This window comes from Pantoea sp. JZ29, assembly GCF_035190385.1.
GTDB classification, from domain to species: Bacteria; Pseudomonadota; Gammaproteobacteria; order Enterobacterales; family Enterobacteriaceae; genus Pantoea; species Pantoea stewartii.
This window is the reverse complement of sequence record NZ_CP045241.1, coordinates 1983125-1999422: the sequence shown is the minus strand read 5'-3', so window position 1 is coordinate 1999422 and position 16298 is coordinate 1983125. Positions and strand designations below refer to the sequence as shown.

The following is a 16298-nucleotide window of genomic DNA, read 5'->3' as shown; positions in this document are numbered from 1 at the left end:
AACGGAGACCTGGCCCGCCTGGTGGCTATTTCCGGCTATATCAAAATGGAGAATGTGATGCGCACACTGTGGCGAATAATTGCGGGTCTGTTCCGCTGGACCTGGCGAGTGTTGAATTTTATCAGGGAATGTATTCTCAACCTGTTTCTTGTTTTCTTAATTATTGTCTGTGTGGGGATCTGGCTTCAGATCAGCGGCTCAGGCAGCCGTTCCTCCGCCCCGGTACAGCAAGGTGCGCTAAAAGTGGATTTGACCGGTGTGCTGGTCGACAAACCCTCCGTCAGCAACCGTCTGAGCAAAATTGGTCGTCAGTTATTAGGCACCAGTAGCGATCGTCTGCAGGAAAACTCCCTGTTTGATGTAGTGGATGCTATTCGTCAGGCCAAAGGTGACAGCAATATTAAAGGTCTGGTTTTAGACCTGCGTGATTTTGCTGGCGGCGATCAGCCTTCTCTGCAATATGTAGGTAAAGCGTTACGCGAGTTCCGCGACAGCGGTAAGCCTGTTTACGCCTTAGGCGACAGCTATAGCCAGGCGCAGTACTACCTTGCCAGCTATGCGACGAAAATCTATCTGTCGCCACAGGGCACCGTTGATTTGCACGGCTTTGCCACCAACGGTCTCTACTACAAAACGTTGCTCGACAAGCTGAAAGTCAATTCACACGTTTTCCGCGTGGGCACCTATAAATCAGCCGTTGAGCCCTTCCTGCGTGACGATATGTCGCCAGCGGCGCGTGACGCAGATAGCCGATGGATTGGCCAGCTCTGGCAAAATTACCTGAATACCGTGTCTGCTAACCGCCAGATTACGCCTGAGCAGTTGTTCCCTGGCGCTGCCGCTATTATCGCAGGTCTGCAGGCCGTTAAGGGCGATACCGGAAAATATGCGCTGGATAACAAACTGGTCGATGTGCTGGGCTCACGCGCTGACGCGGACCAGGCGCTTATCCAGGCATTTGGCTTCGATAAGCAAAACAACGATTACCGTAACGTCAGCATTTATGATTACAACGTTAAACAGGATGCCAGCCAGCAAAAAGGCAACATTGCCGTGATCCTTGCCAGCGGTGCCATCATTGATGGTGATGAAACGCCGGGTAATGTGGGCGGCGATACGACAGCGGCGCAGATTCGCGATGCCCGACTGGATCCCAAAATCAAGGCCATTATTTTGCGGGTGAACAGCCCGGGCGGCAGCGTTACGGCGTCCGAAGCGATTCGTTCGGAACTGGCCGCAGCGAAAGCGGCAGGCAAACCGATTGTGGTCTCCATGGGCGGTATGGCAGCCTCGGGCGGCTACTGGATCTCGACGCCAGCCAGCTACATTATTGCCAGCCCCAGCACGCTGACCGGCTCTATCGGCATCTTTGGCGTGATTAACACGCTGGAGAACAGCCTGGCCTCGATTGGTGTGCATACCGATGGCGTCGCGACCTCACCCCTGGCAGACGTCGCAAGCACCAAAGCGCTGCCTGAGGAAGTGCAGCAACTGATGCAGTTGACCATTGAAAACGGCTACCACAACTTCGTGGGACTGGTGGCGACATCGCGCCATAAAACACCGGAACAGATCGATGCCATCGCGCAGGGGCACGTCTGGACGGGCAGCGATGCCAAAGCCAATGGTCTGGTCGATGCGCTGGGCGATTTTGACGATGCGGTGAAAAAAGCGGCTGAGCTGGCGAAGGTTTCCCAGCCAGAGCTTGACTGGTATCAGGAAGATCCCGGCTTCCTTGACGTGATGCTGAATCAGATGAACGCGTCTGTTCAGGCCGTACTGCCTGACACGATGAAAGCCTGGCTGCCTGCGCCCATGTACGATGTGATGAGCGCGATGAAGAATCAGCCCGGCCTGTTTGACAATCTGAACGATCCGCAAAACCGCTATGCCTTCTGCCTGAACTGCGGCGAAGTGCGATAAACCTCTCAGCCCGACTGCTTGTCGGGCTGCTTTTCCCTGCTGTTCCCCTTATACTGCCCGTTTTACGGCAAGTCTGAGTTTACCTATGCAAAAGAAAAATATTTACGTTGCCTACACGGGCGGTACCATCGGTATGCAACGTTCTGCTCAAGGTTATATTCCGGTTTCTGGTCATCTGCAGCAGGAACTGGCGAAGATGCCTGAGTTCCATCGCCCGGAAATGCCTGACTTCACGATTCATGAGTATCAGCCTCTGATTGACTCTTCTGACATGACCCCGCAGGACTGGCAGTCGATCGCCGAAGATATCCGGCTGAACTATGATCGCTATGATGGTTTTGTCATTCTGCACGGCACGGATACCATGGCATTTACCGCCTCTGCCCTGTCGTTTATGCTCGAAAATCTGGCTAAGCCGGTCATCGTTACGGGCTCACAGATTCCGTTAGCCGAACTGCGTTCCGATGGCCAACAAAACCTGCTTAATTCCCTTTACGTCGCTGCGAATTATCCCATCAATGAGGTGACGCTGTTTTTCAACAACACACTCTATCGCGGTAACCGTACCACTAAAGCGCACGCGGACGGTTTCAACGCTTTTGCGTCGCCCAACCTGTCAGCCTTGCTGGAAGCCGGGATTCATATCCGTCGTCTTAATACGCCGCCTGCACCTCAGGGCAAAGGCGAGCTGATTGTTCATACCATTACCCCGCAACCTATTGGCGTGGTGACAATTTATCCGGGCATCTCTGCAGATGTCGTGCGTAACTTTTTACGTCAGCCGGTTAAGGCGCTGATTTTACGCTCGTACGGCGTCGGTAACGCGCCGCAAAACGCCGAGTTTCTGTCTGAACTTCAGCAGGCCAGCGAACGCGGCATTGTGGTCGTCAACCTGACCCAGTGTATTTCTGGCAAGGTCAATATGGGTGGCTACGCCACCGGGAATGCTCTGGAGCACGCTGGCGTCATCAGCGGCTTTGATCTGACGGTTGAAGCGGCGCTGACGAAACTTCACTATCTGTTGAGCCAGGATCTGTCCAGCGATCAGATCCGCGCCAAAATGCAGCAGAACCTGCGTGGCGAACTGACAGACGACTAAGATGGAGTCAACGGCAATGAAACGGGCATTAATCATTATCGACATCCAGAACGACTTCTGCCCCGGCGGCCCAATGGCCGTCAAAGAAGGCGATCATACGGTCGAGGTTGCTAACCGCTACGCCCGTGCTTTTCATGAGAATGGTGAGTGCGTCGTAGCCCTGCAGGACTGGCATCCAGCCGATCACGGTAGTTTTGCTTCCGTATCCGGCGAACCTGTCTATACCCTCGGTGAACTCAACGGCCTGCCACAGATCTGGTGGCCGGATCATGGCGTGCAGCATTCTGCGGGGGCTGATTTTCATCCCGGACTTGATCGCAGCCTGTTCGACGCGGTTTTCCATAAAGGGCAGGATCAGGACGTAGACAGCTACAGCGCCTTTTTTGACAATGGACACCGACGCAAGACAGAACTGGACAGTTGGTTACGCGCACGCGATATCACGCATCTGGTCATGCTGGGCCTGGCGACGGATTACTGCGTGAAGTACAGCGTGCTGGATGCACTTGAACTGGGTTATCAGGTCGAGGTCGTGGCGGCAGGCTGCCGTGGCGTTAATCTCAACCCAGAAGACAGCGACATCGCGCTGGCGCAGATGGCGGCTCAGGGCGCCGTCATTATCTGAAAAAGTGCTGGCTACGCGCCAGCCCTTTTTGCTCTTCCATACCATGCCCGCCTGCGCGTGGCTGACTGGCGACTTACCGCGCCATTAATGCAGATGAATGCGCGTGACGTCCGGTTCGATACCAAACTCTTCTTTTAACTGCTTTTTCGATTTGGTCACCATTTCGCCATTTTTGCCGATGGTCATATGCTGTGGTGCATCATTATTGCGCGCCTGCCACATCATAACCAACTGCAGGCTGTTATCACGCTGTTGCTGCGTCAGCGCCACTCCATCCGGCCATTTTCCGGTTTCAACAGCCGTCATCAGGCGTTCATAAATTTCGGGTGTCATAGCATCAAGCATGGCTTCAAGTTGCTGTTTCATTGTTAGCCCTTAATCTCGTCGCCTTGTGGACTGGTGAAGTTCAGCGAGGCTGAGTTCACACAGTAACGCTCACCGGTCGGCTGCGGCCCATCAGGGAAAACATGGCCGAGATGAGAATCACAGTTGCCGCAGCGGATTTCAATACGCTGCATACCGTGCGAGTTATCTTCCAGATAACGAATAGCCTCATCGCTGACGGGCTCATAAAAACTCGGCCAGCCACAGCCTGAATCGTATTTCGTCTCTGAAAGAAACAAGGGCGCGTTGCACACCAGGCAGTGATAAATCCCTTCCTGCTTGTTATGCAGCAGCGCACCGCTGTACGGCGGCTCCGTGCCACGCTGTTGCGTGACATAGCGCTGCATCTCAGTTAACTGGGCGATTTTTGCGTCGGGTGCGGTTTCTTTAGGCATTTGAGCAATTCCGGGATGTCATTCTGAAAAAATCGACTAGTATTCTAACAAATGATCAACATTAGTCGGGTCTTTTTTTGTGCTCTGCCCTTCGGTCCGTATCTTACAAGGTGGATTTGTGATTTTGATCACCTTTTCTCTGGCATATCCCTATATATTCGGCGAAGGTTTCAACAGAGCACGATGTTCGCGGAAGCGCGCAAGCGGTTGCGCGTCAAATAATTCCTGTTCGGTGGATTGACCTGTCGCAACAATTGACACGATTCCGCTTGACGCCTGGTAAGGTTTTTGTAATTTTACAGCCAACCTTTTATTCACTAACAACTAGCTGGTGGAATATATGACTATCAAAGTAGGTATCAACGGTTTTGGCCGTATCGGTCGCATCGTTTTCCGTGCTGCTCAACAGCGCTCTGACATCGAAATCGTTGCTATCAACGACCTGCTGGACGCTGACTACATGGCGTACATGCTGAAGTACGACTCTACTCACGGCCGTTTTGACGGCACCGTTGAAGTACAGGACGGCGCTCTGGTTGTTAACGGTAAGAAAATCCGTGTTACCGCTGAGAAAGATCCGGCTAACCTGAAGTGGGGCGAAGTGGGCGTTGACGTCGTTGCTGAAGCAACCGGTATCTTCCTGACCGACGAAACCGCACGTAAGCACATCACTGCTGGCGCGAAAAAAGTGGTTCTGACCGGTCCATCTAAAGATGACACCCCAATGTTTGTTCGTGGTGCTAACTTCGACAAATACCAAGGCCAGGACATCGTTTCTAACGCCTCTTGTACCACTAACTGCCTGGCACCGCTGGCAAAAGTCATCAACGATAAATTTGGTATCGTTGAAGGCCTGATGACCACCGTACACGCCACTACCGCAACGCAGAAAACCGTTGATGGCCCGTCTCACAAAGACTGGCGCGGTGGTCGTGGTGCATCACAGAACATCATCCCGTCTTCTACCGGCGCCGCTAAAGCGGTAGGTAAAGTGCTGCCAGAACTGAACGGCAAACTGACCGGTATGGCATTCCGCGTACCTACGCCTAACGTTTCTGTTGTTGACCTGACCGTTCGTCTGGAAAAAGCTGCGTCTTACAAAGAAATTTGTGCCGCTATCAAAGCCGCGGCTGAAGGCGAGATGAAAGACGTGCTGGGCTACGTTGAAGATGACGTGGTTTCTACCGACTTCAACGGCGAAGTTCTGACCTCAGTATTCGATGCCAAAGCCGGTATCGCGCTGAATGACAACTTCGTTAAACTGGTTTCCTGGTACGATAACGAAACCGGTTATTCAAACAAAGTTCTCGACCTGATTGCGCTGGTTGCTGCTAAATAAGGCAGCCAGACACGAGACAATAAGGGTGACTTCGGTCACCCTTTTTTTGATCCCTTCACTATGGAGTCAGGCATGCAAGACAAACTCTTTTCCCTTCCCGTGGTTAAACAAATCACGCCTTATCTGTCGCAACGTCAGGTGGGTGAACTCCCGGTTATCATTGTCAGCCATCCGCGTGTACGGGCGGCCGTGACCTTACAGGGCGCGCATCTGATTGCCTGGCAACCGAGCGGTGAGAAGCCCGTCATCTGGCTGAGCGACAAGAGCCCTTTCCTGCCTGGTAAGGCGATTCGCGGCGGTGTACCGATTTGCTGGCCCTGGTTTGGACCGGCAGGAGAGCCTGCCCATGGCTTTGCCCGAAATCAGTCATGGACGCTCTCTGCGCATGATGAAAACGAAGACGGCGTGCTGCTGACATTTGTGCTGGAAAGTACCCCACAAACGCTGAAGCTGTGGCCGCATGACTTTACCCTTATTGCCCGCTTCCGTCTGGGCCAGCATTGCGAAATTGAGCTGGAAGCCTACGGTGATTATGAATCGACAGCCGCCCTACACAGCTATTTTAACGTGGCGGACAGTGCGAGCGTTGAGGTCACCGGACTGGGTGAACATTACATCGACAAGGTCAAAGATAACCAGCCGGGTCAGAGCGAGGGTAAACAGCGCTTTACCGAGCGCGTGGATCGTATCTTCACTGCGCCAAAAGACTGTTCAGTTATCAACGATCTGGCTGGAAAACGGCAAATTGAAGTGTACCACCATCACCATAGTGACGTTGTCACGTGGAATCCCGGTGTGGCGCTGTCGTGTAGTATGGCGGACATGCCAAATGAGGGTTATAAAACGATGGTGTGTGTTGAAACCGCGCGCATCAGCAAACCGTTGCGCAGTGCAGGCGACAAGCCTGCCCGACTGGCGACGACAATACGTTTGAAAAATAAGGCCTGAGGCGCGTTCAGACCACATCCAGCGGCAGTTTGTGTTGTGGCGGCGGAAAAGCCCTGTCGAGTCTGAGACAGTCCTCCTCGCTCAGGGTAATGTCCAGCGCAGCCGCATTTTCACGAACATGTACCAGTGAACCGGCTTTAGGGATGGCAAGGACATCGCCATCCCGAATCGCCCAGGCCAGCAGAAGCTGTGCCACGGTGATGCCTTTTTGGCGGGCAATTGCGTTCAGAGCGGGGTCGGTAAACAGCTGACTGCGTAACCGACCGGCCTGTGCCAGGGGACAATACGCCATGACCGGCATCGCGCGCTGGCGACAGAGCGGTAGCAAATCGTATTCAATACCGCGGGAACCCAGATGATAAAGCACCTGATTGGTGGCACAATTTTCGCCACCCGTTTCGGCCCACAGGGCGTCCATGTCCTCGTTGTCGAAGTTTGAAACACCCCACGCACGAATTTTGCCCTGCTGCTGCAAAGTCTGCATCGCGCTGATGGTTTCGTCGAGTGGCACACTGCCGCGCCAGTGCAAAAGATACAAATCAATTCGATCCGTTTGCAGACGACGCAGGCTGGCCTCGCAGGCGGCGATGGCATCCTGTTTCCCGGCATTCCATGGATAAACTTTCGATACCAGCAGGGCCTCATCACGCCGTCCCTTCAGGGCATCGCCTACCACTTCTTCGGCGCCACCCTCTGCATACATTTCAGCGGTATCCACCAGCCGCAAACCGGCATCCAGCCCTGCCTGAAGCGCGCTGATTTCCTGTTGCCGGCTGGCGGGATCCTCCCCCATATACCAGGTGCCAAGACCGATTGCCGGAATCTGACGCTGACCTGCAATATCGATATATTTTGTCATCGGGTTCTCCTGCACTGAATGGGGGCATATGCACCCTGAGAGCGCACAGCCTGCACTCCCGGGGTGCGCCGCATCAGAAGGTATAGCTGACGCCTGTCCAGACCGTAAACTGTCCGCTTTTATCAACCATCGGACTGTCTTTGATTTCGCTGGCAAAGCGGGTGTAACGCCCTGAAAGACTGGCATTCCACTGCGGGGTAATGCTGTAGCTGGCGTTCATTTCCACATAAGGCGACCAGCTGTCATCCGGATGATAACGACGAATTCCGGTCCGATCGCTTTCGTTACCCGATACGCCATAGTAGTAGCGGTTTTGATTCGCGCTGTTCCACAATGCACCAATTCCCGGCGTAAAGGTAAAGTCGCCAAAGCTGAAACGGTAAAGATAGGTCAAATCCCAGACGATACCGTTGCTGTTGTTAAGCACATCGCCTAACAATGAGGTCCGTATAATGCCCCAGTCATCCGTGTGCCGGTAAGTCACCCCGCCCATCAACGTCATTCGGCGCTTATCCAGCCCCTTCATATCCCCCAGATCGTTGTCATCCGGGTCGTATTGCTGCGGCGAACCCAACAGCGACAGAGAGAGCTGATCCTGTGGGTCTTTCCACACGTAATAGCCACCCTGCAGGGTGTTAAACCAGAATTTTTCCCCTTCGTAATTGATGATGGGAACAGGCAAATAGCGGTCCTGTCCACCACGATAAGGTGACTGCGCATAAATCACTGATGCACCGAGCGATAAGGGTGCGGCTTGTACTGACTGGCCCAGAAAATAACAAGGGATAAGTGCAATAAGCACGTTAAGTTTGAATTGGTTCACAATTTATTCATTCCATAAATATAACAATCACACATAGAGTCTAACGCTTTTTACAGACTGAATTAACCTTATATCAAAATCATCTACCGCGTTTGCCGCAGAATGTGGCATAACCGGGTTGAAGGCATCACAGAACGGGGGTTAACTGAGGAAAAACGTTTCGCAACAAAATGATTTTGTTATTGATATGTGGCTCACTAATCAAAAATCTATGATGAAATTTCCTGAATGCCTTCTACAGTTAAACTTAATACCCGAGTTTTTGTACTTACCAAGTAACCATAAAAGTTGTGCATCCCGATAAGAACGATCAGGTTGGCATAAGGGTTGCTGTAGTAAACAGATTAATATCTTCCGGGAGCTGTACGAGCACTGATTATTGCTCCTTTACCTGTGCTAAAAACGAAAGGACGGGCATCGCTATGAATATATTCGATCACTATCGTCAGCGTTATGAAGCTGCCAAGGACGAAGAGTTCACACTGCAGGAATTTCTGACTATCTGTAAACAGGATCGCAGTGCATACGCCAACGCAGCAGAGCGACTCTTAATGGCTATTGGTGAGCCAGTAATGGTCGACACTGCCCAGGAGCCACGCCTTTCCAGAATCTTTTCTAACCGGGTTATGGGACGTTACCCAGCGTTCGAAGAGTTTTACGGTATGGAGGAAGCGATTGAGCAGATCGTGTCCTATTTGAAACACGCAGCGCAAGGCCTTGAAGAGAAGAAGCAGATTCTCTATTTACTGGGTCCGGTGGGTGGCGGTAAGTCCTCCCTGGCTGAGCGCCTGAAATCCCTGATGCAACGCGTCCCTATCTACGTGCTCAGCGCCGACGGCGAACGCAGTCCGGTCAACGACCATCCGCTGTGCCTGTTCAACCCGCAGGAAGACGCTAACATTCTGGAAAAAGAGTACGGCGTACCGCGTCGCTACCTTGGCACCATTATGTCGCCCTGGGCCGCCAAACGTCTGCATGACTTTGGCGGGGATATTACACGCTTTAAAGTCGTTAAAGTCTGGCCATCGATTCTTGAGCAGTTAGCCATCGCCAAGACAGAGCCGGGCGATGAGAACAACCAGGATATCTCTGCGTTGGTCGGTAAGGTCGACATTCGCAAACTTGAAAACCACGCGCAAAACGATCCTGATGCCTACGGTTACTCTGGCGCACTGTGCCGGGCCAACCAGGGCATCATGGAATTCGTTGAGATGTTTAAAGCGCCGATTAAGGTTCTGCACCCCCTGCTTACTGCCACGCAGGAAGGAAACTACAACGGTACGGAAGGGATTTCAGCCCTGCCGTTTAACGGCATCATCCTGGCGCACTCAAACGAATCCGAATGGGTGACCTTCCGCAACAATAAAAACAACGAGGCTTTCCTCGACCGTGTTTACATCGTTAAAGTGCCTTACTGCCTGCGCGTGTCTGAGGAAATTAAGATTTATGAAAAGCTGCTGAATCACAGTGAGCTGTCCACTGCGCCTTGTGCACCTGGCACGCTTGAGACGCTGGCGCGCTTCTCTATCCTGTCGCGTCTGAAAGATCCCGATAACTCGAGCATCTACTCCAAAATGCGCGTGTACGATGGTGAAAGCCTGAAGGATACCGACCCGAAAGCGAAATCCTGGCAGGAGTACCACGATTATGCGGGCGTGGACGAAGGCATGAATGGCCTGTCAACGCGTTTCGCCTTTAAAATCCTGTCACGCGTATTTAACTTCGACCATGCTGAAGTTGCCGCCAACCCGGTGCACCTGTTCTATGTGCTGGAACAGCAGATTGAACGTGAGCAGTTCCCACAGGATCAGGCGGAAAAATACCTTGAGCATCTCAAAGGCTATTTAATTCCTAAATATGCGGAGTTTATTGGCAAAGAGATTCAAACGGCTTATCTGGAATCCTATTCCGAATATGGTCAGAATATTTTCGACCGTTATGTAACCTATGCGGATTTCTGGATTCAGGATCAGGAGTATCGCGATCCGGATACCGGACAATTATTTGACCGTGAATCGCTGAATGCCGAGCTGGAGAAAATTGAGAAGCCTGCCGGGATTAGTAACCCTAAAGATTTCCGTAATGAAATTGTCAATTTTGTGCTGCGTGCAAGAGCGCATAATAATGGCAGAAATCCCAACTGGACCAGCTATGAAAAACTCCGTACGGTCATTGAGAAAAAGATGTTCTCCAATACCGAAGAGCTGTTGCCGGTTATCTCGTTCAATACCAAAACCTCTACGGATGAGCAGAAGAAACACGACGATTTTGTCGATCGCATGATGGAAAAAGGCTATACCCGCAAACAGGTTCGCCTGCTGTGTGAATGGTATCTGCGCGTGCGTAAATCGTCCTGATCAAAGTCTGTAAGCAAACCGGTGCGGGACAGCACCGGTCATATTAAGGTCGGGTCAGCCCGGCCTGCTTGCAATGTAGTTTGGGGGAACAACATGGCCTATTTTATCGATCGCCGACTGAACGGTAAAAACAAGAGTGCGGTTAATCGCCAGCGCTTCTTACGTCGTTACAAGTCGCAGATTAAGCAGTCGATTTCCGAGGCCATTAACAAACGCTCGGTAACCGACGTCAGCAGTGGCGAATCCGTCTCTATTCCCGTAGATGATATCAATGAACCCATTTTTCATCAGGGGCGGGGTGGACAACGTCATCGCGTTCATCCAGGCAATGATCACTTCGTGCAAAATGACCGTGTTGAACGCCCACAAGGCGGGGGCGGTAGCGGTTCAGGTCAGGGAAATGCCAGTCAGGATGGTGAAGGTGAGGATGAATTTGTTTTTCAAATTTCCAAAGATGAATATCTGGATCTGCTGTTTGAGGATCTGGCGCTGCCCAATCTGCGGAAAAATCAGCACCGCCAGTTGAATGAGTACAAAACGCACCGTGCCGGATTTACCTCGAATGGCGTCCCCGCCAACATCAGCGTGGTCCGTTCTTTACAAAATTCCCTGGCCCGACGTACTGCGATGACGGCAGGTAAGCGCCGCCAGCTCCATGAGCTTGAGGATGCCCTCAGCGAAGTAGAAAAGTCAGAGCCCGCTCAGTTACTCGAAGAGGAACGCCTGCGCAAGGAGATTGCCGAACTGCGCGCGCGCATTGACAAAGTGCCCTTTATTGACACCTTTGACCTGCGCTATAAAAACTTCGAGAAGCGGCCCGAGCCTTCCAGTCAGGCGGTCATGTTTTGCCTGATGGATGTCTCCGGCTCGATGGATCAGGCGACGAAAGATATGGCAAAACGCTTTTATATTTTGCTCTATCTGTTCCTCAGCCGGACTTATAAAAACGTCGAGGTGGTCTACATCCGCCATCATACTCAGGCAAAAGAAGTCGATGAGCAGGAGTTCTTCTATTCGCAGGAAACCGGCGGCACCATCGTCTCCAGCGCACTGAAACTGATGGATGAGGTTGTGAAGGAGCGCTACGATCCGGCGCAATGGAATATCTACGCCGCGCAGGCGTCGGATGGTGACAACTGGGCAGATGATTCACCGCTCTGCCACGAGATTCTGGCAAAAAACCTGTTGCCGGTGGTGCGTTACTACACCTACATCGAGATAACACGTCGCGCGCATCAGACCTTATGGCGCGAATACGAACATCTGCAGTCAATGTTCGACAACTTTGCGATCCAGCACATCCGGGAGCCCGAAGATATTTATCCTGTGTTTCGTGAGCTGTTTCACAAACAGGCAATGGAAGCCTGAGACACTAAGCCGACGCCCAGTCGGCTTTTTTTATTGTATTTATAACCTCTTAAAATGCGGTCTTGCCTGCTGCAAGCTATCTAACTCCCCTATTAGCCTTGTTAACTGGGATTATCCAGTGCATTAGCAATTAAGATAAATTGCAAAATGACAATGACAACTCATTGATAAAACATTATCTTGCAGACATAGCATGGATGTTTCTACACCTTAGTTAACATTGTCTGCCGTATCTCAGGAGACCGCGTTTGAACCACACTATTGTTTATAGTCTTTTCATTATTGGATCCGTGCTGGTTGCGTCGAGTATCTTGCTCAGTTCCTTTTCGTCCCGATTGGGCATTCCTATCCTGGTGATTTTTCTGGCGCTGGGCATGCTGGCCGGCATTGACGGTATTGGCGGCATCGCATTTGATAACTATCCGGCGGCCTACCTGATCTCTAACCTTGCCCTGGCAATCATCCTGCTGGACGGCGGCATGCGCACCAAAGCCAGCTCCTTTAAGGTGGCGCTCGGACCGGCCTTATCACTGGCAACCGTAGGCGTGATCATTACGGCAGGCCTGACTGGCATGGTCGCGGCCTGGCTGTTCAGGCTCGATATGATGCAGGGCTTCCTGATTGGTGCGATTATCGGCTCCACCGACGCGGCAGCGGTATTTTCCCTGCTCGGTGACAAAGGTCTGAATGAACGTGTCAGTGCCACGCTGGAAATTGAGTCCGGCAGCAATGACCCAATGGCGGTGTTTCTGACCATTACGCTGATCGAAATGATTGAGCAGGGACGAACCGGTCTGGACTGGATGTTCGTGGTGCATCTGATTCAGCAGTTCGGTCTGGGGATTGTCCTCGGTCTGGGCGGTGGCTGGGCCCTGCAGCAACTGATTAACCGCATGAATCTGGCTCCCGGCCTGTATCCCTTACTGGCACTGAGCGGCGGCATTCTGGTCTTTGCGCTGACCACCGTGCTGGAAGGCAGCGGCATCCTCGCCGTCTATCTGTGCGGCTTCTTACTGGGTAACAGCCCTATCCGCAACCGTTTCGGCATTTTGCAGACCTTTGACGGTATGGCCTGGCTCAGCCAGATCGGCATGTTTATCGTACTGGGATTGTTAGTCACGCCCTCCGACCTCTGGCATATCGCTGTTCCGGCAATGATTCTGTCCCTGTGGTTAATTCTGGTGGCACGTCCGCTGTCGGTGTTTATCGGCCTGTTACCGTTCCGTGGCTTCACGGCGCGGGAGCGTATCTTTATCAGCTGGGTCGGTCTGCGCGGAGCAGTGCCGATTATCCTGGCCGTCTTCCCGATGATGGCCGGTCTGGAGAATGCCTCGCTCTATTTTAATATTGCGTTTTTCGTGGTGCTGGTGTCCCTGATGCTACAGGGCACCTCGCTGGGCTTTGCGGCGAAGAAAGCCAAAGTGGTGGTTCCGCCTACCGCCTCTCCGATTAGCCGTATCGGGCTGGATATTCATCCGGAGAATCCGTGGGAGCAGTTCGTCTATCAGCTCAGCGCCGACAAATGGTGCGTGGGCGCGGCGCTGCGGGATTTACAGATGCCACGCGAAACCCGTATCGCCGCACTGTTTCGGGATAACGTGTTAATGCACCCCAACGGCGCAACGCGTTTAAAAGAGAATGACGTGATTTGTGTGATTGGCCGTGAGCGCGATCTGCCTGCGCTGGGCAAAATGTTCAGTCAGTCGCCGCCTGTCTCGCTGGATCAACGTTTCTTCGGCGACTTTATTCTGGATGCCGACGCGCGACTTCATGATGTCGCGCAGATTTATGGCCTTGAACTCGACGAAGATACGAACGCGCAACAGTCGCTGGGTCAGTTGATGATGAGTATGTTAGGCGGGGCACCTGTGGTCGGTGACCAGATAGAATGGAATCAACTGACATGGACGGTAGCGGAGAAAGAAGATAATCATATTGTTAAAATTGGCGTGCGCCCCAATGAAGACAAAGAATAATCTTATTTAAATAGCGCGGTTTAATTAGCTGAATTGCACTACGCTTTTATAACATTCAGTTAAAACGGGAGTTATCCATGAGTCACGTGGTTAAAATTGGTCGCTATGAAATTGTTGATGCGGAATTCAGCAGCGAAGACCCGGTGACGGTGAGTATTCCCTGCCACACCAATCCCGGCCTGAGTTATCAGCTTGACGGCTGGGATCAGGAAACCAGCGTACCGGCCTGGATCGACGGTAAAGAAGTGATATTAACGATCGGTCATTACGATAAACAACAAGACCGCTGGGTATTAAAAAAACCCGCGTAAGCCCGGAGGATTACCGCCAGTCAGCCCGTTTGGCGGTAATTCCTAAAAATGGACCTGAATATCTCCGTGCATCACGCTTATCTCTGATACAATATTCTGCATATCAATAACTTAAACAAAACCCGCGCGATTATCCCCTGACTTTTTAAGAATTATTCCGTATTAACTCTGTCAAACATCTCCTGCATACTCTTCTCCAGTGCTGCATTTTTACGTGACTTGTCTCACGTTTAGAGAATCTGTTTTTTGCAGCGTTAATGGCTCTAATGACTGTAACAAACTGAAAACGTCCCGGTTTCGGGTTTTCAGTCGTTAACCCCTGAACGCGTACTTGATTCTGGTCAGGCCATCTTTTACTTCATTAAAGAGAGCAGGTTTTATGGCAAGTACAATTGTAATGAACAATGCGACTCGCTCGTGGAGCGGTCTTCGTAAAAATATTCTTGTAAAGCTTGCGTTAAGTTTTTCAGATCTCATTGCGCTGAATTTAGCGCTGTTTCTCTCTGCCGCGACCGTGCAGGGAATTTGGGGCGACCTTGATGCCTTTATTCCACCCCATCAAATTGAGAACCGTTTTATTGCGCAGTTTATTATGTCGGTGCTTTGCACCGGTTGGTTCTGGATGCGCCTGCGTCACTATACCTACCGCAAACCTTTTTGGTTTGAACTGAAAGAGATTGTTAAAACCCTCGTCGTGTTCTCTCTGCTGGATCTGGCGTTAATCGCCTTCTCCAAATGGGACTTCTCCCGCATGGTCTGGGTGTTCAGCTGGAGCTATGCCCTGCTGTTGCTGCCGTTAATGCGTGCAGGCGTGAAAAGCGCGATTAACCGGGCCGGACAATGGCAAAAAGAAACCATCATCATTGGCTCGGGCCGTAACGCTACCGAAGCTTACGCCGCATTACAAAGCGAGGAGATTCTCGGGTATAACGTTCAGGCGTTTATTTCCGTTGAAGACGCACCGCTGCAGCAGAGTGTTAATGGTGTGCCTGTTATCTCCGCCAACGATATTAACTGGCAGACCATCGACCGTGACAATGTGCAGTTCATTGTGGCAATGGAATACGAACAGCAGCCTGAGCGCGACCGCTGGCTGAAATTCTTGTCTAAAATGAACTGCCGTTCCGTGTCGGTTATCCCAACATTACGCGGTGTACCGCTTTACGGCACAGACATGTCCTTTATCTTCAGCCATGAAGTGATGATTCTGCGCGTCAGCAATAACCTGGCGAAGCATTCGTCACGCTTCCTGAAACGGGGATTTGATATTGTGGTAGCTTCGCTGCTGCTGCTCTTCCTGGCACCGGTTTTTGCCTTACTTTGCTATATGGTGAAGCGTGATGGCGGTAATGCCATTTATGGTCACGAGCGCGTGGGTCAGGATGGCAAGAAATTTAAATGTCTGAAGTTCCGTTCGATGGTCACCAATTCCAAAGAGGTGCTGGAAAACCTGCTGGCGACCAGCGAAGAAGCGCGTCGCGAATGGGACAAAGACTTCAAGCTGAAAAATGATCCGCGCATTACCCGCATCGGGGGCTTCCTGCGCAAAACCAGCCTGGATGAGTTACCTCAGCTCTGGAACGTGATTCGGGGTGAAATGAGCCTGGTCGGCCCACGTCCGGTTATCGAAGCGGAACTGGAACGTTATGCCGGCGACGTGGATTACTATCTGATGGCGAAGCCCGGGATGACCGGCCTGTGGCAGGTGAGCGGACGTAACGACATTGACTACGATACCCGTGTCTACTTTGATTCCTGGTATGTCAAAAACTGGGCGCTGTGGACGGATATTGCCATCCTGTTTAAAACAGCCGGTGTGGTATTACGCCGCGACGGCGCGTACTGATTTAGCCTGCGATGCCTGTTTCAGACAGGCATCGCCATTTCGCTG

At 52.0% G+C, this 16298-nt stretch carries 14 protein-coding genes; 10 read left to right on the top strand and 4 right to left on the bottom strand.

Annotated features, from left to right (window positions below; translation table 11 throughout):
- The first annotated feature begins 57 nt into the window (after nucleotides 1–57).
- The 3 genes from sppA (at nucleotide 58) to pncA (ending at nucleotide 3647) form a co-directional block, all read left to right on the top strand.
- Entirely contained in the window at nucleotides 58–1923 is a 1866-nt protein-coding gene (gene sppA, locus GC090_RS09305) for a signal peptide peptidase SppA (protein WP_164482011.1), read from the top strand.
- Nucleotides 1924–2008: 85 nt separating this feature from the next.
- The gene (gene ansA, locus GC090_RS09300) at nucleotides 2009–3022 is read left to right on the top strand and encodes an asparaginase (RefSeq protein WP_033741878.1); all 1014 of its coding nucleotides are present in this window, start codon (nucleotides 2009–2011) and stop codon (nucleotides 3020–3022) included.
- 16 nt (nucleotides 3023–3038) lie between these two features.
- Nucleotides 3039–3647, top strand: a complete 609-nt coding sequence (gene pncA, locus GC090_RS09295) for a bifunctional nicotinamidase/pyrazinamidase (RefSeq protein ID WP_006119415.1) — start codon at nucleotides 3039–3041, stop codon at nucleotides 3645–3647.
- A gap of 84 nt (nucleotides 3648–3731) precedes the next feature.
- On the opposite strand, the gene GC090_RS09290 is transcribed toward pncA, so the two are convergent.
- Both GC090_RS09290 and msrB read right to left on the bottom strand, forming a co-directional pair.
- A complete protein-coding gene (locus GC090_RS09290; RefSeq protein ID WP_006119416.1) occupies nucleotides 3732–4013 on the bottom strand; it encodes a YeaC family protein in 282 nt (93 codons plus the stop codon).
- A 2-nt stretch (nucleotides 4014–4015) separates the two neighbouring features.
- Nucleotides 4016–4426, bottom strand: a complete 411-nt coding sequence (gene msrB, locus GC090_RS09285; RefSeq protein WP_006119417.1) for a peptide-methionine (R)-S-oxide reductase MsrB — start codon at nucleotides 4424–4426, stop codon at nucleotides 4016–4018.
- A 340-nt stretch (nucleotides 4427–4766) separates the two neighbouring features.
- Here msrB and gapA point away from each other — a divergent pair, with 340 nt between their 5' ends.
- Together gapA and GC090_RS09275 are read left to right on the top strand one after the other, a co-directional pair.
- Nucleotides 4767–5765, top strand: a complete 999-nt coding sequence (gene gapA, locus GC090_RS09280) for a glyceraldehyde-3-phosphate dehydrogenase (protein WP_006119418.1) — start codon at nucleotides 4767–4769, stop codon at nucleotides 5763–5765.
- Nucleotides 5766–5837: 72 nt separating this feature from the next.
- Complete coding sequence (locus tag GC090_RS09275) at nucleotides 5838–6713, top strand: D-hexose-6-phosphate mutarotase (protein WP_039343042.1); 876 nt, start codon at nucleotides 5838–5840, stop codon at nucleotides 6711–6713.
- Nucleotides 6714–6720: 7 nt separating this feature from the next.
- Here the strand turns inward: GC090_RS09275 and GC090_RS09270 are convergent, their stop codons facing one another.
- Both GC090_RS09270 and GC090_RS09265 read right to left on the bottom strand, forming a co-directional pair.
- Nucleotides 6721–7572 carry an aldo/keto reductase gene (locus GC090_RS09270; RefSeq protein WP_324021431.1) on the bottom strand — a complete coding sequence of 284 codons (852 nt, stop codon included), beginning with the start codon at nucleotides 7570–7572 and terminating at the stop codon, nucleotides 6721–6723.
- 73 nt (nucleotides 7573–7645) lie between these two features.
- Entirely contained in the window at nucleotides 7646–8395 is a 750-nt protein-coding gene (locus GC090_RS09265; protein ID WP_006119421.1) for a MipA/OmpV family protein, read from the bottom strand.
- A gap of 422 nt (nucleotides 8396–8817) precedes the next feature.
- Here GC090_RS09265 and yeaG point away from each other — a divergent pair, with 422 nt between their 5' ends.
- The 5 genes from yeaG to wbaP all read left to right on the top strand — a co-directional run bounded on the left by yeaG (nucleotide 8818) and on the right by wbaP (nucleotide 16253).
- On the top strand, nucleotides 8818–10752 hold the full coding sequence (gene yeaG / locus GC090_RS09260) for a protein kinase YeaG (protein ID WP_006119423.1): 1935 nt from the start codon (nucleotides 8818–8820) through the stop codon (nucleotides 10750–10752).
- Nucleotides 10753–10845: 93 nt separating this feature from the next.
- Complete coding sequence (locus GC090_RS09255) at nucleotides 10846–12120, top strand: YeaH/YhbH family protein (protein ID WP_324021429.1); 1275 nt, start codon at nucleotides 10846–10848, stop codon at nucleotides 12118–12120.
- 248 nt (nucleotides 12121–12368) lie between these two features.
- Nucleotides 12369–14096, top strand: a complete 1728-nt coding sequence (locus GC090_RS09250) for a potassium/proton antiporter (protein ID WP_033741886.1) — start codon at nucleotides 12369–12371, stop codon at nucleotides 14094–14096.
- Between the two features lie 77 nt (nucleotides 14097–14173).
- On the top strand, nucleotides 14174–14407 hold the full coding sequence (locus GC090_RS09245) for a DUF1480 family protein (protein ID WP_054633678.1): 234 nt from the start codon (nucleotides 14174–14176) through the stop codon (nucleotides 14405–14407).
- Nucleotides 14408–14786: 379 nt separating this feature from the next.
- Nucleotides 14787–16253: an undecaprenyl-phosphate galactose phosphotransferase WbaP gene (gene wbaP, locus GC090_RS09240; protein ID WP_033741889.1), complete on the top strand. Its 1467-nt coding sequence runs from the start codon at nucleotides 14787–14789 to the stop codon at nucleotides 16251–16253.
- Nucleotides 16254–16298 lie beyond the last annotated feature (45 nt).

Bases quoted from the DNA above. Each gene is read 5' to 3' on its own strand.
- sppA (WP_164482011.1), top strand. From the start codon at position 58: ATGCGCACACTGTGGCGAATAATTGCGGGTCTGTTCCGCTGGACCTGG.
- pncA (WP_006119415.1), top strand. From the start codon at position 3,039: ATGAAACGGGCATTAATCATTATCGACATCCAGAACGACTTCTGCCCC.
- GC090_RS09290 (WP_006119416.1), bottom strand. From the start codon at position 4,013: ATGAAACAGCAACTTGAAGCCATGCTTGATGCTATGACACCCGAAATT.
- GC090_RS09275 (WP_039343042.1), top strand. From the start codon at position 5,838: ATGCAAGACAAACTCTTTTCCCTTCCCGTGGTTAAACAAATCACGCCT.
- GC090_RS09270 (WP_324021431.1), bottom strand. From the start codon at position 7,572: ATGACAAAATATATCGATATTGCAGGTCAGCGTCAGATTCCGGCAATC.
- wbaP (WP_033741889.1), top strand. From the start codon at position 14,787: ATGGCAAGTACAATTGTAATGAACAATGCGACTCGCTCGTGGAGCGGT.
- msrB (WP_006119417.1), bottom strand. From the start codon at position 4,426: ATGCCTAAAGAAACCGCACCCGACGCAAAAATCGCCCAGTTAACTGAG.
- yeaG (WP_006119423.1), top strand. From the start codon at position 8,818: ATGAATATATTCGATCACTATCGTCAGCGTTATGAAGCTGCCAAGGAC.
- GC090_RS09245 (WP_054633678.1), top strand. From the start codon at position 14,174: ATGAGTCACGTGGTTAAAATTGGTCGCTATGAAATTGTTGATGCGGAA.
- gapA (WP_006119418.1), top strand. From the start codon at position 4,767: ATGACTATCAAAGTAGGTATCAACGGTTTTGGCCGTATCGGTCGCATC.
- GC090_RS09255 (WP_324021429.1), top strand. From the start codon at position 10,846: ATGGCCTATTTTATCGATCGCCGACTGAACGGTAAAAACAAGAGTGCG.
- ansA (WP_033741878.1), top strand. From the start codon at position 2,009: ATGCAAAAGAAAAATATTTACGTTGCCTACACGGGCGGTACCATCGGT.